A 19491-nucleotide genomic window follows, 5' to 3' on the forward strand; every position below is an offset into this window, starting at 1 on the left:
ACGAGAACCAGACGGATGATGGGAAAGACCCATCGTCGCGTTACCCCCACTGTTCCTGCTTTCTTCTTTGAGTTATCTAGTCCCTCGCCCGCGACGCGGACGAGGGGCCACCCCCCGGCGGCTTGTTCGCTAGCCCGTCACGCCTCGATCACGAGCGGAACGATCATCGGACGACGGCGGTAGCTGGTGTTGACCCAGCGACCGACGGTGCGGCGCACGACCTGCGAGAGCGCGTGCGAGTCGCGGACACCGTTGTGGGCCGCCTCCGCCAGCGCGGAGGCGATCTTCGGCTTGACCGCGTCGAACACGGCGTCGTCTTCGGCGAAGCCGCGCGCGTGGATCTCCGGGCCCGTGACGATGCGGCCGGTGGCCGCCTCGACCACGACGATGATCGAGATGAAGCCCTCTTCGCCGAGGATCCTGCGGTCTTTGAGGTCGGCGTCGGTGATCTCGCCGACGCTCGAACCGTCCACGTAGACGAAGCCGAGGTCGAGCTGGCCGACGACCCGGGCGACTCCGTCGCGCAGGTCGATCACGGTGCCGTCTTCGGCGAGGATGGTGTTCTGCTCCGGGACGCCGGTGTCCATCGCCAGACGCGCGTTCGCGACCAGGTGACGGTACTCGCCGTGCACCGGCATGACGTTCTTCGGCTTCAGGATGTTGTAGCAGTAGAGCAGCTCGCCCGCGGCCGCGTGCCCGGAGACGTGGACCTTGGCATTGCCCTTGTGCACGACGTTCGCGCCGAGCTTGGTCAGGCCGTCGATCACGCGGTACACCGCGTTCTCGTTGCCCGGGATGAGGCTGGACGCCAGGATGACCGTGTCGCCCTGGCCGATCTCGATCTGGTGGTCGAGGTTGGCCATGCGCGCGAGCACGGCCATCGGCTCTCCCTGCGAGCCGGTGGACATGTAGACGATCTCGTCGTCCGGCAGGTCGGCTGCCTTCTTGTAGTCGATCAGCACGCCCTCCGGCACCTTGAGGTAGCCGAGGTCGGCGGCGATGCCCATATTGCGCACCATCGAACGGCCGAGCAGCGCGACGCGTCGTCCGTTGGCGGCCGCGGCGTCGAGCACCTGCTGCACCCGGTGCACGTGGCTGGAGAAGCTCGCGACGATCACGCGGCGCGGAGCGCGGGCGATGACGTTGTCGAGCACGGGACCGATGGATCGTTCGAGCGGGGTGAAGCCGGGCACGTCGGCGTTCGTGGAGTCGGCCAGGAACAGGTCGACGCCCTTCTCGCCGAGGCGGGCGAAGGCCCGCAGGTCGGTCAGGCGGTCGTCCAGCGGGAGCTGGTCCATCTTGAAGTCGCCGGTGTGCAGCACGACGCCGGCCGGCGTGGTGATCGCGACGGCGAGCGCATCCGGGATCGAGTGGTTGACGGCCACGAACTCGAGCGAGAACGGCCCGAGCTGCTCGACCTGCCCCTCCTTGACGGTGAGGCTGTACGGCTGGATGCGGTGCTCCTTGAGCTTCGCCTCCACCAGAGCGAGGGTGAGGCCGGAGCCGATGAGCGGGATGTCCCTGCGCAGCTTGAGCAGATATGGCACGGCGCCGATGTGGTCTTCGTGGCCGTGCGTGAGCACGACGCCCACCACGTCGTCGAGCCGGTCGCGGACCGGTGCGAAGTCGGGCAGGATCAGGTCGACGCCGGGCTGGTTCTCTTCGGGGAAGAGGACGCCGCAGTCGACGATGAGGAGCTTGCCCTCGTATTCGAAGACCGTCATGTTGCGGCCGATCTCCCCCAGGCCGCCGGTGGGGATGATCCTGAGGGTGCCCGGTTCGAGTGCGGGCGGGTCGGAGACGAGGTTGGGCATGTGCCCTCCTAAACAGATACCGGCGCTGTGCGCCTGTTGTGGTTCACGCCGTGCAATCGCAGCGGCCTATCGAGTTGTTCCGGCGATTCGGGGCAGAGCACCGCCTGCTGCGGCGTTGCGATCCGGCCGGAAGTTGGAGAAGTCGACACCGGGGATGTCTTTGACGAGGTCGAGCTCGTCTTCGATCTGAGCAGCCTCCCACTCCTCCGGACCGACGAGCGGCAGGCGCACGCGCGGGCTGGAGATGCGGCCGAGGCCGTGCAGGATGTACTTCGCGGCGACCGTGCCCGGCACGTGCGTCATGACGGCGCGCACCAGCGGTTCGAGCTTCTGGTGCGCCGCGGTGGCAGTGGCGAGATCGCCCGCGTTGACCGCATCCACGATCTGGCGGTACGGCCGCGCGGCGATGTTGGCCGTGACGCCGATGAGGCCCGTTGCTCCGATGGCCAGGTGCGGGAGCACGTTGGCGTCGTCGCCGGAGAAGTAGAGCAGGTCGGTCTGGTTGAGCACCCGGCTGACCTCGCTGAAATCGCCCTTCGCGTCTTTGATGGCGAGCACGTTGGGGTGCTTGGCGATGCGGAGGATGGTCTCGTATTTGATCGGGACGCCGGTGCGGCCGGGGATGTCGTAGAGGATCACCGGAAGGTCGGTGGAGTCCGCGATGAGCCGGAAGTGGGTGAGGATGCCCGCCTGGGTGGGCTTGTTGTAATAGGGAGTGACGATCATCACGCCGTCCGCCCCCGCCTTCTCGCTCTGCTGATAGAGCTGGATGGCGTGCGCCGTCTCGTTGGAGCCGCCGCCCGTGATGATCTTGGCGCGACCGGCCGCCACGTCTTTGCCGACCTCGACCAGCCGCAGCTTCTCGTGGTCGGTGAGGGTGGAGGTCTCCCCGGTCGTGCCGGTGACGACGATGCCGTCTGCCCCCGCGGTGATCACGTCGTCGATGTGCTTCTCCACGCCGGCCCAGTCGACCTCGCCATCGGCGGTGAACGGGGTGACCAGGGCCACGAGGACCTGGCCGAACGGATTCGCGGAGTTCGACATGGCTCAAGGTTATCGGGTCGGTCGCTCCGGGCGCTCTCCCCCTCGTCGGATCTGTGGACAGTCCCCGTTATCCACATGCGCCTGCGTCATCCGCCGTCACACTCCGCATCCGGTGCCCCAGCGGGCGTAACGTCACGGTCCATGAACGCTTGGGAAGCGGCCGCCGTGCTCGTCGCGCTCGTCGTCGCCGCCACGGTGGGCGGGTTGCTCTGGCGCAGGACCACCGGACGCGTCCGCACCGCCAGGCAGACGCGTGTCGTCACGGCCGCAGAGGTCGGAGCCCCCACCTTCGGCAGCGCCGCGACGCTCCTCCAGTTCTCCACCGAGTTCTGCGCGCCGTGCACGGCGACCGCCCGCATCCTGAGCGGCATCGCCGACGAGCGGCCGGGCGTCGCCCACGTGGATGTGGACCTCACCCACCGTCCGGACCTCGCCTCGCGCTTCGGCGTGCTGCAGACGCCCACCACCCTCGTGCTCGACACCTCCGGCGCCATCCGCGCACGCATCGGAGGGGCGGCCCGCGCCGACGAGGTGCGCATCACCATCGACCAGATCACCGGGAGCGACCATGTCAACGCCTGAACAGACACCCACCGTCCGCGCCGGGATCGACCCCCGATCGCCCCGCTTCGGGGCGGGCATCACGGCCGTGCTCCTCCTCATCGACGTGTTCCTCGGCCTGGTCGGCGCGACGACGGCGGCGTTCTGGCTGCTGCTCGTGATCGCACTGCTCTTCGCCTGGGGTGCGTTCGCCGGCATCCGGCGCCACCCGTACGGCGCGCTGTTCCGCACCGTCGTGCGCCCCAGGCTCGCGCCGCCAGCAGAGCTCGAGGACCCTGCTCCCCCGACCTTCGCCCAGGGGGTCGGGCTGGTCGTCACCGGGCTCGGCCTGCTCCTGCACCTGCTCGGGGTGCCGGCCATGCTCCCGATCGCCGCGGCGCTGGCGTTCGTCGCCGCCTTCCTCAACTCCGTCTTCGGATACTGCCTCGGCTGCCAGATCTACCTGCTGCTCGTGCGCGCCGGCGTGATCCGCCGCGGCGGCGTCGCAGCCGCCTGAACGAATACCAGGGAATCCCCCGTACGCCCTGCCTCGGTGTCTGGGGGCGCGATTAGGCTGGTCGAACCGTCCGCGCACCGTGCGGGGGAACAACGAGGAGGACCACACATGGCAGTCACGAGCGCATCGACAACCGTTTGGACCGGCGACCTGAAGTCCGGCTCCGGCGAGGTCACCCTCGACTCGTCGCACTCCGCACAGTTCCCCGTCACCTGGGCCGCCCGCTCGCAGGGCTCCAGCGACGTGACGACGCCCGAGGAACTGCTCGGCGCCGCGCACTCCGCGTGCTTCTCGATGGCGTTCTCCAACGCCCTCAGCAGCTTCGGCACCACCCCGGAGCGCCTCCAGGTCACCGCGCACGTCGGCTTCGACCCCGCGGAGGGCATCACCGGCAGCCACCTGGTGGTCGAGGCGACCGTGCCCGGTCTCTCGGTCGAGGACTTCAACCGACTCGCCGACGAAGCGAAGACAGGCTGCCCCGTCTCCCGCGCGCTGGTCGGCATCCCGATCACCATCGACGCCACCCTGGTCTAGCCGATGAGGGTGCTCATCGCGGGCGCCTCCGGCATGATCGGCACCGAGGTCACCGCACAGCTGGCTGCGCAGGGGCACGAGGTGCTGAGACTGGTCCGCGGTGCGCCGTCGGCCGCGAACGAATACAACTGGGCGCCCGCCGCCCGCATCATCGACTTCACGCTGATGGACAGAGTGGATGCGGTGGTCAACCTGTCCGGCGCATCCATCAGCCGCCTGCCGTGGACGCCCGCGTGGAAGCGGACCATCCTCGCCTCGCGCCTGGAGGCCACGCACACCCTGACGGACGCGATGCGGATGGCCGGCTCTCCCCCCGCGGTGTTCGTGAGCGGCTCGGCCGTCGGGTTCTACGGCGACCGGCCCGGCCAGAAGCTGACGGAGACGGCGATCAAGGGCACGGGCTTCCTCTCCGACGTGGTCGAGGCGTGGGAGTCCGCCGCGCACCTCGCGCCGGAGAAGACGCGCGTGGTCACGGTGCGGACCGGCGTGGTCGTCGGGCGCGGGGGCGCGATGAAGCCGCTGCTCCCCGCCGGACGTCTCGGGCTGCTCGGGCCGATCGCGGGCGGCGGCCAGCACTGGCCGTGGGTGAGCCTGCACGACGAGGCCGCGGCCATCGTGCACCTGCTCGACTCGACGCTGCACGGACCGGTGAATGTGGCAGGACCGACACCGGCGACGGCCGACACGGTGCTGCGCGCGCTCGCGGCGACGCTGCGGCGGCCGTACGGACTGCCTCTGCCCGCCAAGGCGATCACGCTGGCACTCGGCGACGCCGGACGCGAGCTGCTGCTGGCCAGCCAGAAGGTGGTGCCGCAGAAGCTGCTCGACGACGGGTTCGTGTTCTCCGAGCCGACGGTGCGGGATGCGATGGAGCGGCTGGTCGCGAAGCGGTAGTCGCGGCTGCGGCTGCTGGGCGGTGCGCCGCTCTGCGGCCTGCTACGCCGCGCGCTGCTCCGTGCGGTACAGTCGGATCGACTCGCGCAGGGCGGAGCGCGCCCGCTTGCGGTCGCCGGACGCGTCGTAGGCGAGCCCGAGCCGGAACCACGCGCGCCAGCTCTCCGGCTGCGCCTCCACCTCGGCCTTGTAGCGAGGAAACTCCTCGTCGGCCGCGTCGCGCAGGGGACGGCCGCTGGCGCGGACGGGGAGGTCTTCGACGGGGAGGCCGCCCTCCGCATCCAGGATCTTGACCAGCTTCTCGGTGCGGGCGCCGAACAGCAGCTCCCGGCCGATCGCCCACGCCGCCACGATCGGCAGCGCGAGCAGCGCGACGCCCATCGCGATCGCGATGCCCTCGCCGGTCGCCATGAGCATGACGGCGCGCTGCAGGACGAGCACCAAGTAGACCGCGAGGATGACCGCCATGACGATGGCGGCGATACGGTTCCGCACGGCCGTTACGCCGTCTCGCGCACGGTGGGCCGGGGCGGCTCGCCGTCGGGCTCCGCGATGCCCAGGTCGATCAGCTTGTCGAGCCCGACCGTGACGCCGACGGTCGACGCCGCAGCGCGGAGCGCGAGCAGGATGCCCGCCTCGTACGACTCGGAGCCGACGGTGTCGTGCCGGATCGTCAGGGTCTCCCCCGCGCCGCCGAAGACGACCTGCTGCTGCGCGACGATCCCGCGCATCCGGAGGCTGTGGATGGGGACGCTCGCCACCTGCTGGCCGCGGGCGCGCTGGTCGGTGTGCGGGGCATCCACGGGGCCGCGTTCCGCTCGGGCTGCGCCGATCAGCTCGGCGGTGCGCACCGCGGTGCCGGAGGGCGAGTCGACCTTGCCTGGTCCGTGGGCCTCGATGATCTCGATGGAGTCGAAGAACCGGGCGGCGACCGTCGCGAAGGCGGTTCCGAGAGCGGAGCCGAGCGAGAAGTTGGGGATGACGACGGCGCCAACGCCCTCGTGGGCGGCCACGCGGCGCTCGAGGTCCAGGATGCGGTCGGCCGACCATCCGGAGGTGCCGACGAGCACGTTCAGCCCGTTGTCGACCGCGAAGGCGACGATGCCGGGGCTGACCGCCGGGAGGGTCATGTCGACCAGCACGTCTGCACCGAGCATGTCTTCCAGCGGGGAGCGGGAGCCGAGGCTGGCGACGAGTTCGACGTCGTCGGCCTCCTCGATCAGCCGCACGGCGACGCTGCCCAGTTTTCCGGTCGCCCCAGCGACGGCTACGCGAATAGTCACCAGACCAATCTACCCGCCGCGCCTCTGGGAAAGATCCGGGATGCGCGGCACACGCCCGCCACGGAACTACGCTGGGGCGATGGTGTCTTTTGCTGATGTCGCCGTCACGGATGCGACCGCCCACCGGATGCTCAGCGACTACTTCGCGGAGCGGGCGGTCTCCTTCCCCGCGTCGCAGGGCGCATACCGCACGACCTTCCCCGACCCCAGCCAGTTCGTGCCACCCGCCGGGGTGTTCCTGCTGGCGTACGACGAGGACGGCGAGGCCGGCTGCGGCGGCGTGAGAGAGCTCAGCGTCCCGCTCGCCGACGCCGACCCCGAGCTGCCGGTGGTGCGCTACGAGATCAAGCACCTGTGGGTCGCACCCGCGCACCGCGGACAGGGGCTGGGGCGCGCGATCCTGTCCGAGCTGGAGCACCGGGCGCGCGGGTTCGGTGCGACCGAAGTGGTGCTCGACACCAACGCCAGCCTGGAGGCGGCCGGCGGGCTGTACCGGTCGCACGGCTACGAGAACATCCAGCCGTACAACGACAACCCCAACGCGACGGACTGGTTCCTCAAGCAGCTGTGACTGCAGCGCGCGAGGCGCCCCGCGACTAGACCGGCTGCAGCTCCGGCAGGCCCGTGCGCAGCTCGACGGGCAGGTGCCCGAGATCGTTGTGGACGACGAGCACCGGCGGCTTCGCCGAGCGCACCCGGATGATGGTCAGCCCGCAGTTGGCCTGGTTGAGTCCCAGCCACCGCCACGCCGGAGCGTCGAAGACGTGCCGCACGAACCAGCCGATGACGAAGTTGTGGGTGACGAGCAGATCGTGCCTGTCGCCGAGCGCCGGCGTGAGGAACTCGCCGACCGCGTCGTCCATCTGCGCCCGCCCCGCCTCGATCTCCGCGTCCGTGACGTTGCCGAAGAACGACTCGAACGCCTTCGGCATGTCCGGGGTCGGCCCGGACGGGATGCAGTCGAACAGCAGGCTCGACGGCTCCGGCGTCAGTGCGGGCATCCGCTCCGCCATGATCGCTGCCGTCTCCGCCGCGCGATTCAGCGGTGAGTGGTACATGCCGGTGAACGGCACGCCGCTCAGCCGTTCAGCGACCAGCTGGGCCTGACGCTTGCCACGCGGCGAGAGCGGGCCGTCGGGGAGGCCGTGTTCTGCATCCTGCTGCTCACCGTGGCGAACGAGATAGAGGTAATGGGGCACCGGGAAGCCTTTCGGAGGTACGGATGGAAGCGGTGGGTCACGGAGCGAGGCCGGCGAACTGGTCGTCGGTCACGCTCCCCACCGCGGAGATGGAGACCGGTCGGCTCGCCAGGTCGGTGGCGAGGCTCTGCACATCGTCGGCGGTGACGAGGTGCAGGCGCCGGAGGCTCTCATCGAGGTCGGAGAACTCGCCCAGGCTGATCTCGGCTCTGCCGAGCCGAGACATCCTGGTGTCGGAGTCCTCGAGGGCGAGGGCGGCGCCCCCGGACAGCTGGCCGACGGCGCGGCGCATCTCGTCCGGCGTGACGCCGCCGTCGGCGAGGCGGTGCAGCTCGCCGAGCATCAGCTCGGCGACCTGCGTGGCCTTTGCGGGAGCGCATCCCGCGTAGAGGCCGAAGATCCCGGCGTCGGAGTATGCGCCGGAGAACGAGTACACGGCGTACGCCAGACCGCGCTTCTCGCGCACCTCCTGGAAGAGCCGGGACGACATCCCGCCGCCGAGGATGGAGTTGAGCACGCCCATCGTGGTGCGGCGCTCGTCGGTGGCGACGATGCCGGGGACGCCGATGAGGAGGTTGGCCTGCTCGGTGGGGCGCTGGACGGCGACGATCGACGCGCCGCGCTCGATGGCGGCGGCAGTGGATGCGCGGCGCTCGACCGGGGACGCCTCCACGCTCAGGTCCCAGCCCGCCGCGACGAGTGCGCGCTCGACGCCCGAGACGAGAAGGTCGTGGTCGACGGCGCCCGCCGCCGTGATGACGAGGTCCTGGGGACGGTAGTTGGCGCGATAATGCGCGAGCACCGCATCCCTGGTCGCCTCGCGGATGGTCTGCGGGCTGCCGCCGATCGGACGGCCGAGTGGATGCGCGCCGAGCACCGCCTCGAAGAACCGCTCGTTGGCCACGTCGGCCGGATCGTCCTCGGCCATCGACAGCTCTTCGAGGATGACGCCGCGCTCGTTCTCGAACTCGACGGGGTCGAGGAGCGAGGAGGTGAGCATGTCGGCGATGACCTCGACGGCCATCGGCAGGTCGCGGTCCTGCACCTTGGCGTAGTAGCAGGTGTACTCCTTGGCCGTCATCGCGTTGTGCTCTCCGCCGACCGAGTCGAAGGAGATGGCGATGTCGAGTGCCGTCCGGGTCGGAGTGCCCTTGAACAGGAGGTGCTCGAGGAAGTGCGTGGACCCGAAGCTCGCGGGGACGGCCGGGAGCGCGGGTGTGGCGGGAGCGCCGCCGGACGCCGGATGTGCCGGGGTGGCGGGGATCGCATCCACTTCGTCGCGGGAGCCCACGGCGACCCAGTATCCGAGAGTGGCGCTGCGGGCGCCGGGCACCTGCTCGCTCAGGATGCGGACGCCGCTCGGCAGGACGGTGCGCCTGACCAGCGCGTCGCCGGATGCGGCGAAAGAGAGGTCGGCCAGACCGAGCGGGAGGTCGACTGCGCTGTTCATCCCTTCCACCCTACGCCAGCGGCCCAGGAATCCTTTGGCACGAAATGAGGACAAACAGACTGGTCTGTCTACTATATACTGGTGTCACAGCGCTTCGACGGGTCCCTACGTCGGAGCAGAATCACGAGGGCGGACCCGACCGCCCTCCGCAGTGAAGGAGTCGTGCCGGATGGTCGTAAGTGCCCGAGCGACCATCCGGCCGCCCGCGCCGTCGAAGGTCAAGATCCTCGCGACGGCAGACGAGCTCTTCTACCAGGAAGGCATCCACACGGTGGGTGTCGACCGCATCATCGCGGGAGCGCGCGTCACCAAAGCGACGTTCTACAAGCACTACCGCTCGAAAGACCTGCTGATCATCGCGTACGTCGAAGGCCGCGACAAGCAGGTGCGCGACTGGTTCGACGAGCAGGAACGCGAAGGCCACGACCCGCGCACGATCGCCCGCGCTCTGGTCGACTCGATCAACCTCGAAGCGGTGCGCCCCGGATTCCACGGTGACCCGTTCATCAACGCCGCAGCGCAGTTCGCCGACGAGACCCACCCGGTGCGCGTCGCGGTCAGCACCCACCGCGACTGGTACGCGCGCCGCATCGAAGAACTGTTCCGCGACATCGGCCACCCGCGACCGGGCGACGCCGCAGACGACCTGATCCTCGCGCGGGATGGCGCGCTCGCCGGCGGCTACGTCGGCGACGCGATCGCGGCGGGAGCCGCGCTGCACCGCTCACTCGACCGCATCCTCGCGGAGGCGTAACGGCGGAGTTCTCGCCCGACACGCCGCGCGCGACTCCGCTGGAGCGGAGATCGTGGGCGGTATCGAGCGACATTTCCGCCTGAGCGGACGGCGTTGCGCGCCGCGCCTGAGCTACTCGGAGACGCGGTCGAGTTCGAGCATGTTGGCCCTGGTGAGGCGGATGCCTGCCGAGACCATGAGCGCATCCACCTGTTCGGGGCGGCTGGCGCTGGCGACCGGTGCGACCACGTTGCGCTTGGCGAGGAGCCAGGCGATGGCGATGCTCGCGGGCGTGACCTGCTGCTCGGCCGCGATGCGGTCGAGGGCGGCGAGGACGCGCTGGCCCTTGCGGTTGACGTATGCGGCGGCCCGGATGCTGCGGGCGTCGGCGTTCAGGTCGCCCTTGCTGCGGTATTTGCCCGTGAGGAACCCGTTCGCGAGCGCGTAGTACGGCATCACGGCGAGGCCCTGGGCCGCGGCGACGATGCGCAGTGCGCTCTCGAACTCGGTGCGGTGCATCAGGTTGTACTGCGTCTGCACCGCGATGAACTTGGGCAAGCCCGTCGACGACAGGATGCGCGCCTCGATGAGGCGGTCCGCGCTGAAGTTGGACGCGGCGAGGTACCGGACCTTGCCGGACTCGATCAGCCACTCGACCGTCGCAAGGCTGTCTTCGAGGGGCACATCCGGGTCGTCGTCGTGGAAGTAGAGCAGGTCGATGTGGTCGGTCTGCAGACGTTCGAGCGACGCCTCGACGGCGCGCACGATGCTGACCGAACCGAGGCCCGGGTTCTCGTGGTGGCGGCCGACCTTCGTGGCGACGACCACCTGGTCGCGGTTGCCGCGCTCGCGCATCCACTTGCCGATGAGCACTTCGCTGCGGCCGCCGACGTAGCTGTCCGCCGTGTCGATGAAGTTGCCGCCGAGGTGCGCGAACCTGTCCAGGATGCGCAGCGACGTGTCGCCGTCGGCCGTCCAGCCGAAGACGCTGGCGCCGAGCGACAGCGGGTAGACCGCGAGGTCGCTCTCGCCGATGCGGCGGGGCGCGATGATCGACAGCGGGCCCGTGCGTTCGAGGGCCGGATCGAGGGCAGGCATGGCAGCGGTCTCGACGCCGATCGACTCGGTCAGCACCTCTTCCGGGGTGCCGGCTTCGAAAGCGCCCGTCTCGAAAGCTCCGGTCTCGACCGTTCCCACCGACCGCGCTCCGGCGCCACCGCGAGCGGACGCACCGCGCGCGACCGTGGACGGCCGGGCAGTCTGACCGGCGTCGGCACCATCCGCGGGCTCCACCGGGGTGGCTCCGCGTCGCGCGACCGTATCACGCAGACGGAGAGGTAACAGCTGTGGCATGTTCCCTCCCCCTTACTCCGTGCGGTTCGAATCGATTCGAGGACCCCGGTTCCCCGATACTTACTTGCAGCGTAAGGCATACGTCCGACGGGCCAGGGACAATCGCGGTGAACTGTTACACAATGCTTGGTCACAGTTTCATCACGAAACCGGATGGCGTCGGATTCGTGCGCAAATCGGGCCCGAACACACGAAAACGGACCGCTCACGCGGGTCACCGCCGGGCGCGCTCCATCACCGAACGGGCGTGCGCGATCACCGGTCCGTCCACCATCCGGCCGCCGAAACGGAACACGCCGCCCGCGTCCGCCGCGGCATCCAGCAGCTCCCGCGCATCCCGCACCTGGTCGTCGGTCGGACGGTACGCCGCCCTGATCGTCTCCACCTGCCCGGGGTGAATGCACGTGGTCGCGGCGAACCCGACCGCCGCGGCATCCTCCGCCTCCGCCGCGAGCCCGGCGAGGTCGTCGATGTCGAGGTGGACGGTGTCGACCGCGGCGATCCCCGCGGCCCCGGCGGCGAGCAGCACCGCCGAGCGGGCGTGCACGGCGACATCCCGGTAGCGGCCGTCGGCGTGCCTGCTCGACGTGCCGCCGAGCGACGCCACCAGGTCCTCCGCACCCCACATCAGCGCGACGACCTCGCCCGCCGTCGCGAGCCGCGGGGCGGCGAGCACCCCGGCCGCCGTCTCGCACAGCGCGATCACCGCGAGACCGCCGAGGTCGCGCAGGTCGGCGACCGATTCCGCCTTCGGCAGCATCACCGTGCTGTAGGGCGTCGCGGCGAGCGCAGACAGGTCGGCGGCGTGGTCGGAGGTGCCTGCCGGATTGACGCGGACGATGACGCGTTCCGGGTCGAGGTCGGAGGCGGCGAGCGCCTCCCGTGCCACGGTGCGACGGGACGGGGCGACGGCGTCTTCGAGGTCGATGATGACGGCGTCGGCGCGTTCCAGCGCTTTCCCGTACCGTTCAGGACGATCCGCCGGGCAGAACAGCAGGGCGGGACCGAACGCGAACACTCCCCCGCTCACTCGTCGCCCCCGCCCGCTCCGCCCAGGTCGAGGTGCGCGTCCTTGCACCACATCATCACCTGGCGGGTGGCGGTCGCGACGACCGTGCCGTCCTGGTTGCGCCCGGTGTGCGCCAGCGTGACGATGCCCTGGCCGGGGCGCGACGACGACAACCGCTTGGCGACCACGACCGTCTCCGAGTAGAGGGTGTCCCCGTGGTGCAGTGGATGCGGGAAGGTCACGTCGCTGAAGCCCAGGTTCGCCACGATCGTGCCCTGCGTGAGCTGGGCGACGGAGGCGCCGACCAGTGTCGCCAGGGTGAACATCGAGTTCACCAGCCGCTCCCCGAACGGCTGGGTGGCCGACCAGGCGGCGTCGAGGTGCAGCGCCTGCGTGTTCATCGTGAGCGTGGTGAAGAAGACGTTGTCCGCCTCCGTCACGGTGCGTCCTGGACGGTGCAGGTAGCGGGTGTCCTCCTCGAACTCCTCGAAGTAGAGCCCGCGCTGCTCGATCTCCTTCATAATTCACTCCCCTCGCCGGTCAGCTCGACGGTCAGCGGTGCGCCCGTCGCGGCGATCACCTCGTCGACCGTGACGCCCGGCGCCGTCTCGCGCAGGACGAGCCGCGCGGTGGAGCCGTCGCCCTCCCGCACCACGTCGATGACCGCGAGGTCGGTGATGACGCGGTCGACGCATCCCGTTCCGGTCAGCGGCAGCGAGCACTCGGCGACGATCTTCGGCCGCCCCTCCCTGTCGACGTGCTCCATCATGACGATGAGGCGTTTGGCGCCGAACACGAGGTCCATCGCCCCGCCCATCCCTTTGACCATCTTGCCGGGGATCATCCAGTTGGCGAGGTCGCCGTTCTGCGAGACCTCCATCGCGCCGAGCACGGCGACGTCGACGTGGCCGCCGCGCACCATCCCGAACGACAGCGACGAGTCGAAGAACGCCGCGCTGCGGTTGACGGTGACCGTCTCCTTGCCCGCGTTGATGAGGTCGGGGTCGACGGCGGACTCCTCCGGGTACGGGCCGACGCCGAGCACGCCGTTCTCGGAGTGCAGGATCACCTCCACGTCGTCCGGGATGTAGTTCGGGATGAGGGTGGGCATCCCGATCCCGAGGTTGACGTACTGGCCGTTGCGCAGTTCGCGGGCCACCCGGGCGGCGAGTTCGGTGCGGCTGAGACTCATCGGGTGCTCCCCTCGTCGAGACGGACTGTCCTGCGCTCGATGCGCTTCTCCACGTCCGGCGCGTGCACCACCCGCTGCACGAAGATGCCCGGGATGTGCACGGAGCCGGGATCGAGGTCGCCGGGTTCCACGAGCTCCTCCACCTCGGCGATGGTGATGCGCCCCGCCATCGCGGCGAGCGGGTTGAAGTTCATCGCCGCAGCGTGGAAGACGAGGTTGCCGTATCGGTCGCCCTTCGCCGCGTGGACGAGGGCGAAGTCGGGCGTGAGCGAGCGTTCGAGCACGTAGTCGGCTCCCTCGAAGCTGCGCACCTCCTTGGGCTCGGACGCCACGGCCACCGAGCCGTCCGCGTTGTACCGGCGGGGAAGGCCGCCCTCGGCGATCTGCGTCCCGACGCCCGCCGGCGTGAAGAACGCCGGGATGCCGGCGCCGCCCGCCCGCAGCTTCTCGGCCAGGGTGCCCTGCGGGGTGAGCTCCACCTCCAGCTCACCGGAGAGGAACTGCCGCGCGAACTCCTTGTTCTCGCCGACGTAGGAGCTGATCATCTTCCGGATGCGCCCGTCCGCCAGCAGGATACCGAGCCCCCAGTCGTCCACGCCGCAGTTGTTGCTCACGACCTCGAGCTGCGTCGTACCGCGCTCGTGCAGCGCCGCGATCAGCGCGCTCGGGATACCGCACAGCCCGAACCCGCCCACTGCGAGCGACGCGCCATCCGGGATGTCCGCCACCGCGTCCTCCGCGCTCGCCACCACCTTGTCAATCACCGTCGACCTCTTCTCTGCTCCCGGACTCGCGTGTTTCGGTGTCAGGCGTTGAAGCCGAGGGCCCGGGAGATGACCATGAGCTGGACCTCGGTGGTGCCCTCGCCGATCTCCAGGATCTTGGAGTCCCGGTAGTGGCGGGCGACGGGGTTCTCGTTGAGGAAGCCGTATCCGCCGAAGATCTGGGTGGCGTCGCGGGCGTTGTCCATCGCCGCCTCGCTGCAGGTGAGCTTGGCGATCGAGGCCTCCATCTTGAACGGCTTGCCCGCCATCAGCTTGAAGCAGGCGTCGTAGTACGCGAGGCGCGCGGTGTGCACGCGGGCCTGCATCCTGGCGATCTTGAACGCGATGTACTGGTTGGCGCCGATCGGACGGCCGAACACGTTGCGGCTCTTCGCATACCGGATCGCCTCGTCGAGGCAGCCCTGCGCAGCACCCGTGCAGAGCGCGGCGAACGCGACGCGGCCCTCGTCCAGGGTCTGCACGAAGTTCGCGTAACCTCGACCGCGCTCGCCGAGGAGGTTCGCCTCCGGCACGTGCACGTCGGTGAGGGTCAGTGGATGCGTGTCCGAGGTGTGCCAGCCGACCTTGTCGTAGGAGGGCTCCTGCACGAAACCGGACGTCCCGACCGGCACCAGGATCGCGGACAGCTCCTTCTTGACGGAGCCGTCCGGGCGCTCGGACTCGCCGGTGACGGCGGTGATTGTGACCAGCTTGGTGATCTCGCTGCCCGAGTTGGTGATGAACTGCTTCGAGCCGTTGATGACCCACTCGCCGTCGCGCAGCTCCGCCGTGGTCTTGGTGCCCGCCGCGTCCGAGCCGGCGTCCGCCTCGGTCAGGCCGAACCCGGCGAGCGCTTCGCCGCGGGCCAGCATCGGCAGCCACTCCTGCTTCTGCTCCTCCGTGCCGTTCCGGAAGATCGGCATCGCCCCGAGACCGATCCCGGCCTCCAGGGTCACCCCGATCGACTGGTCGACCCGACCCAGCTGCTCGACGGCGAGGCAGAGCGAGAGGTAGTCCTTGCCCTGGCCGCCGTACTCGACGGGGAACGGCAGCCCGAACAGGCCCATCCTCCCCATCTCGGCGATGATGTCGTACGGCAGGCTGCGACGGGTGTCGTAGTCGTATGCGGCGGGCGCGACGACGGTGTCGGCGAAGTCCCGCACCTGATCGCGCAGGCGCAGGTGCTCCTCGGTGAGTTCGAAGCCGGCGACATCGGTGTTCGCCGCTTCCGATCGGGTCATCTGCATGGTCATGGGGTTCCCTGTCTCCTGGTGGATCGTCGTCGTGCGACGGTCACGGGGTGGTGGCCGATGGTGTCGGCCCTGTGGATGCGCGCGGCCCGCCGGTGGGCGCGGCCGGCGCGGTGGATGGGGTGGGGTCTACGTCCACGCTCGCGACGAGCTGGTCGAGCTTCACGAGGTCGCCCGGCGCGACCCGAACGTGCACCGTCCCGGCGAGCGGAGCCACCAGACGGTGCTCCATCTTCATCGCCTCCACGGTGACCACCGTGTCGCCCGCCTCGACGTGGTCCCCGCTCGCGACGGCGACCGCGACGACCGTTCCCGGCATCGGCGTGCGCAGCTCGGGGTCGGCGACGCCGGCCACCCGGGCGAGCCCGGCGAGGTCGCGCGCGATCCGCTCCTCACGGCCGACCAGCCGCAGCTGCCTGGCCGCTCCCCCGGCGCCCAGCCAGATGGCTGCACCGTCCCTGGCGTAGCGGAACGCCGTCACCGTGCCATCGAGGGTCAGGAGCGCCGTGGCAGGCTGACCGGACGACGCGGGGGGCAGCAGACGCAACCCGCCCGTGCGGGTGGCGGAGGACCGCGCGCCGTCCTGCCCGCTGTCGCGCGCATCCACGGTCACCGTCGCCGTCGCGGTGTCGAGGGCCGCGGCGTCGCCGGTGACGTTCACGGTGGCCGTTCCGAGGTCGTACGGGGTCGGCCGGTGCTCGCCGAGCCGCCATCCGGATGGGGTGGCCCACAGGCCGCCCGCCGCGCCAGCGGCCGTAGCGCCAGCACCTTCCGCCCGCTCGATGCGGTCGAGGTGCGCGATCAGCGCCGCCGCGATCAGCTCGGGCTCGCTCGCCTCCGTCGGCGCCTGCTCGGAGAAGCGCCGGTCGATGATGGTGGTGTCGAGGCGCCCGGCGCGCACGTCGTCGTCGGCGAGCAGGTCGCGCAGCCAGCGCACGTTCGTGACGGCGCCGAGGATGGCGGTGTCTGCCAGGGCTCTGTCGAGGCGTGCAAGCGCCTCCCGGCGGTCTGCACCCCAGGCGATCACCTTGGCGAGCATCGGGTCGTACTCGGTGACGATGGGCAGCCCGGCGGCCAGGCCGCTGTCCACCCGAACGCCGTCGCCGGATGCCTCGTGCAGGGCGAGCACGCTGCCGTCGCTCGGCAGGAAGCCGCGCTCCGGGTTCTCCGCGTAGACCCGGGCCTCGATGGCGTGGCCGGACAGGCGCACATCCTGCTGGGCGAAGCCGAGGGGTTCGCCGGCGGCGATGCGCAACTGCCACTCCACCAGGTCGAGCCCGGTCACCAGCTCGGTCACCGGATGCTCCACCTGCAGCCGGGTGTTCATCTCCATGAAGAAGAACTCGTCCGGGGCGGCGTCGGACACCAGGAACTCGACGGTGCCGGCCCCCACGTAGTCGACGCTGGCGGCGACGGCGCAGGCCGCCTCGCCGATGCGCGCCCTGGTGGCCGCGTCGAGCAGCGGGGACGGAGCCTCCTCGATCACCTTCTGGTGGCGGCGCTGCAGCGAGCACTCGCGCTCGCCGAGGTGCACGACGGAGCCGTGCCGATCGGCGAGCACCTGCACCTCGATGTGGCGGGGCATGTCGACCAGCCGTTCGAGGAACAGCGTGTCGTCGCCGAACGCCGCGGCAGCAACGCGCCGGGCCGCGGCGAGCGCCTCCGGCAGGTCTGCCGCGTTCCGCACCGACTGCATCCCCTTGCCGCCGCCGCCCGCCGACGGCTTGACGAGCACCGGGAAGCCGATCTCGTCCGCGGCCGCGATCAGCTCGTCGTCGGTCAGGCCGGGGCGCGCGATGCCCGGGATGGTCGGCACGCCGTGCGCCTCGACCTCCCGTTTCGCGGCGATCTTGTCGCCCATCACGTCGAGAGCGTGCACGCCGGGGCCGACGAAGACGATGCCCTCCGCCTCGCAGGCGGCGGCGAAGTCGGCGTTCTCGGAGAGGAAGCCGTATCCCGGGTGCACGGCCTGCGCCCCGGTGGCCCGCGCGGCGGTCACGATCGCGGCGATGTCGAGATAGCTCTGGGAGGCCGGCGCCGGCCCGATGCGGACGGCGACGTCCGCGAGGGCGACGTGGGGCGCATCCCGGTCGGCGTCGCTGAAGACGGCCACCGACCGGATGCCCAGGCGGCGCAGGGTGCGGATGACGCGGCAGGCGATCTCGCCGCGATTGGCGACGAGCACGGTGCCGAAGGGCGCGGCGGTCGCTGAGGGAGTGCTGGTGGAGTGGGAGGCCACGGCGATCACATCCGGAAGAGGCCGAAGGCCGTGTCGGGGAGCGGGGTGCGGGAGCAGACGTCGAGGGCGAGGCCGAGGATCGTGCGGGTGTCCGCCGGGTCGATCACGCCGTCGTCCCAGAGGCGGGCGGTGGAGTAGTACGGGCTGCCCTGCTGCTCGTACTGGTCGGCGATCGGAGCCTTGAACTCGGCCTCCGCCTCCGCCGACCACTCTTCGCCGCGTCCCTCCAGCTGTTCGCGCTTGACCGTCGCCAGCACGGACGACGCCTGCGCACCGCCCATCACCGAGATGCGCGCGGCGGGCCACATCCAGAGGAAGCGCGGGGAGTACGCCCGCCCGCACATCGAGTAGTTGCCTGCGCCGAACGAGCCGCCGATCACGACGGTGAGCTTCGGGACGCGCGCGGTGGCGACGGCGGTGACCATCTTGGCGCCGTTCTTCGCGATGCCGCCCGCCTCGTAGTCCCGGCCGACCATGAAGCCGGAGATGTTCTGGAGGAACAGCAGCGGGATGCCGCGCTGGTCGCACAGCTCGATGAAGTGCGCGCCCTTCAGCGCCGACTCGCTGAACAGCACCCCGTTGTTCGCGACGATGCCCACCGGATGCCCGTGGATGCGAGCGAACCCGGTGACCAGCGTCGTGCCGTACTCCTTCTTGAACTCGTGCAGCTCGCTGCCGTCGACGATGCGGGAGATGACCTCGCGCACGTCGTACGGCGCCTGCACGTCGGTGGGGACCACCCCGTACAGCTCGGCGGGGTCGGCCACGGGGTCGACGGCCGGATGCACGTCCCATGCCGGGCTCGCCGGCTCCGGCAGGGTGGCGACGATGTCCCGCACGATCTGCAGGGCGTGCCTGTCGTTCTCGGCGAGGTGGTCGACGACGCCGGAGGTCTTGGCGTGCAGGTCGCCGCCGCCCAGCTCCTCCGCCGTGACGACCTCGCCGATCGCCGCCTTCACCAGCGGCGGGCCGCCGAGGAAGATGGTGCCCTGGTTGCGCACGATCACGGTCTCGTCGCTCATCGCAGGCACGTACGCTCCGCCGGCGGTGCACGAGCCGAGCACGGCGGCGATCTGCGGCACCTTGGCGGCGGACAGCCTGGCCTGGTTGTAGAAGATGCGGCCGAAGTGGTCGCGGTCGGGGAACACCTCATCCTGCATCGGCAGGTATGCGCCGCCGGAGTCGACGAGGTAGATGCACGGCAGTCTGTTCTCGAGCGCGATCTCCTGCGCCCTGAGGTGCTTTTTGACCGTCATCGGGTAGTAGGTGCCGCCCTTGACGGTGGCGTCGTTGGAGATGACGAGCACGTGGCGGCCGTGCACCAGGCCGATCCCGGCGATGACTCCCGCCGCCGGCGACTCGTCGTCGTACATCCCGGTGGCGGCGAGCGGGGCGATCTCGAGGAACGGGCTTCCGTCGTCGAGGAGTGCGTCGATGCGCTCGCGCGGCAGGAGCTTGCCGCGCGCGATGTGCCGTTCCCTGGAGCGCTCCGGTCCCCCGGCCGCCGCGGTGGCGAGGCGCTGGCGGAGTTCGGTCACCAGGGCGCGCTGGGCGGCCTCGTTCTGCTCGTATCCGGCATCCGTTGCGCGTGTGGCGCTGGTCAGCGTTGGCATCGTCGGCTTCTCGCTCTTCGTCGTCGTCGACATTCGGTTAGTGGTCACTAACTCGGATTTAGG

Annotated in this window: 20 protein-coding genes; 6 read left to right on the top strand and 14 right to left on the bottom strand. The window is 70.3% G+C overall.

What is annotated here, in order from left to right; all coding sequences use genetic code 11:
- Positions 1-137 precede the first annotated feature (137 nt).
- Positions 138-1814, bottom strand: a complete 1677-nt coding sequence (locus B7438_RS14760) for a ribonuclease J (RefSeq protein WP_085370414.1) — start codon at positions 1812-1814, stop codon at positions 138-140.
- A 66-nt stretch (positions 1815-1880) separates the two neighbouring features.
- On the bottom strand, positions 1881-2858 hold the full coding sequence (gene dapA, locus B7438_RS14765; RefSeq protein WP_085370416.1) for a 4-hydroxy-tetrahydrodipicolinate synthase: 978 nt from the start codon (positions 2856-2858) through the stop codon (positions 1881-1883).
- 141 nt (positions 2859-2999) lie between these two features.
- On the opposite strand from dapA, the gene B7438_RS14770 reads away from it, so the two are divergent.
- From B7438_RS14770 to B7438_RS14785, 4 genes are all read left to right on the top strand, one after another.
- Complete coding sequence (locus B7438_RS14770; RefSeq protein WP_085370418.1) at positions 3000-3440, top strand: thioredoxin family protein; 441 nt, start codon at positions 3000-3002, stop codon at positions 3438-3440.
- A complete protein-coding gene (locus B7438_RS14775; protein WP_085370420.1) occupies positions 3427-3915 on the top strand; it encodes a DUF4395 domain-containing protein in 489 nt (162 codons plus the stop codon). The genes B7438_RS14770 and B7438_RS14775 overlap by 14 nt, the downstream gene beginning before the upstream one ends.
- A gap of 108 nt (positions 3916-4023) precedes the next feature.
- Positions 4024-4449: an OsmC family peroxiredoxin gene (locus B7438_RS14780; protein ID WP_085370422.1), complete on the top strand. Its 426-nt coding sequence runs from the start codon at positions 4024-4026 to the stop codon at positions 4447-4449.
- Positions 4450-4452: 3 nt separating this feature from the next.
- Complete coding sequence (locus tag B7438_RS14785; RefSeq protein ID WP_085370424.1) at positions 4453-5343, top strand: TIGR01777 family oxidoreductase; 891 nt, start codon at positions 4453-4455, stop codon at positions 5341-5343.
- A gap of 42 nt (positions 5344-5385) precedes the next feature.
- Here B7438_RS14785 and B7438_RS14790 read toward each other — a convergent pair whose 3' ends face one another.
- The gene (locus B7438_RS14790; RefSeq protein WP_373270203.1) at positions 5386-5838 is read right to left on the bottom strand and encodes a hypothetical protein; all 453 of its coding nucleotides are present in this window, start codon (positions 5836-5838) and stop codon (positions 5386-5388) included.
- Between the two features lie 5 nt (positions 5839-5843).
- The gene (dapB, locus tag B7438_RS14795) at positions 5844-6626 is read right to left on the bottom strand and encodes a 4-hydroxy-tetrahydrodipicolinate reductase (RefSeq protein ID WP_085370426.1); all 783 of its coding nucleotides are present in this window, start codon (positions 6624-6626) and stop codon (positions 5844-5846) included.
- Between the two features lie 79 nt (positions 6627-6705).
- On the opposite strand from dapB, the gene B7438_RS14800 reads away from it, so the two are divergent.
- The gene (locus B7438_RS14800; protein WP_085370428.1) at positions 6706-7197 is read left to right on the top strand and encodes a GNAT family N-acetyltransferase; all 492 of its coding nucleotides are present in this window, start codon (positions 6706-6708) and stop codon (positions 7195-7197) included.
- A gap of 25 nt (positions 7198-7222) precedes the next feature.
- On the opposite strand, the gene B7438_RS14805 is transcribed toward B7438_RS14800, so the two are convergent.
- Together B7438_RS14805 and B7438_RS14810 are read right to left on the bottom strand one after the other, a co-directional pair.
- Complete coding sequence (locus tag B7438_RS14805; RefSeq protein ID WP_085370429.1) at positions 7223-7825, bottom strand: histidine phosphatase family protein; 603 nt, start codon at positions 7823-7825, stop codon at positions 7223-7225.
- A 37-nt stretch (positions 7826-7862) separates the two neighbouring features.
- Entirely contained in the window at positions 7863-9275 is a 1413-nt protein-coding gene (locus tag B7438_RS14810; RefSeq protein WP_085370431.1) for a pitrilysin family protein, read from the bottom strand.
- Between the two features lie 169 nt (positions 9276-9444).
- Between B7438_RS14810 and B7438_RS14815 the strand changes: the two genes are divergently transcribed.
- The gene (locus B7438_RS14815) at positions 9445-10029 is read left to right on the top strand and encodes a TetR/AcrR family transcriptional regulator (RefSeq protein WP_085370433.1); all 585 of its coding nucleotides are present in this window, start codon (positions 9445-9447) and stop codon (positions 10027-10029) included.
- 111 nt (positions 10030-10140) lie between these two features.
- Here the strand turns inward: B7438_RS14815 and B7438_RS14820 are convergent, their stop codons facing one another.
- The 8 genes from B7438_RS14820 to B7438_RS14855 form a co-directional block, all read right to left on the bottom strand.
- Entirely contained in the window at positions 10141-11301 is a 1161-nt protein-coding gene (locus B7438_RS14820) for an aldo/keto reductase (RefSeq protein ID WP_256922058.1), read from the bottom strand.
- Positions 11302-11575: 274 nt separating this feature from the next.
- Entirely contained in the window at positions 11576-12391 is an 816-nt protein-coding gene (locus B7438_RS14825; RefSeq protein ID WP_085370434.1) for a CoA ester lyase, read from the bottom strand.
- Positions 12388-12891, bottom strand: coding sequence for a MaoC family dehydratase (locus B7438_RS14830; protein ID WP_085370436.1), 504 nt, complete (start codon positions 12889-12891; stop codon positions 12388-12390). The genes B7438_RS14825 and B7438_RS14830 overlap by 4 nt, the downstream gene beginning before the upstream one ends.
- Complete coding sequence (locus B7438_RS14835; protein ID WP_085370438.1) at positions 12888-13562, bottom strand: CoA transferase subunit B; 675 nt, start codon at positions 13560-13562, stop codon at positions 12888-12890. Before B7438_RS14835 ends, B7438_RS14830 begins: the two co-directional genes overlap by 4 nt.
- The gene (locus tag B7438_RS14840; RefSeq protein WP_085370440.1) at positions 13559-14326 is read right to left on the bottom strand and encodes a CoA transferase subunit A; all 768 of its coding nucleotides are present in this window, start codon (positions 14324-14326) and stop codon (positions 13559-13561) included. The genes B7438_RS14835 and B7438_RS14840 overlap by 4 nt, the downstream gene beginning before the upstream one ends.
- Positions 14327-14367: 41 nt before the next feature.
- A complete protein-coding gene (locus tag B7438_RS14845) occupies positions 14368-15579 on the bottom strand; it encodes an acyl-CoA dehydrogenase family protein (RefSeq protein WP_085370442.1) in 1212 nt (403 codons plus the stop codon).
- 40 nt (positions 15580-15619) lie between these two features.
- Positions 15620-17815 (bottom strand): biotin carboxylase N-terminal domain-containing protein, encoded by a 2196-nt coding sequence (locus B7438_RS14850; RefSeq protein WP_085370492.1) that lies wholly within the window; start codon positions 17813-17815, stop codon positions 15620-15622.
- Positions 17816-17820: 5 nt separating this feature from the next.
- On the bottom strand, positions 17821-19428 hold the full coding sequence (locus tag B7438_RS14855; protein ID WP_085370493.1) for a carboxyl transferase domain-containing protein: 1608 nt from the start codon (positions 19426-19428) through the stop codon (positions 17821-17823).
- Positions 19429-19491: the final 63 nt, after the last annotated feature.

Source organism: Leifsonia sp. NCR5, from assembly GCF_002105485.1.
Taxonomy (GTDB): domain Bacteria; phylum Actinomycetota; class Actinomycetes; order Actinomycetales; family Microbacteriaceae; genus Leifsonia.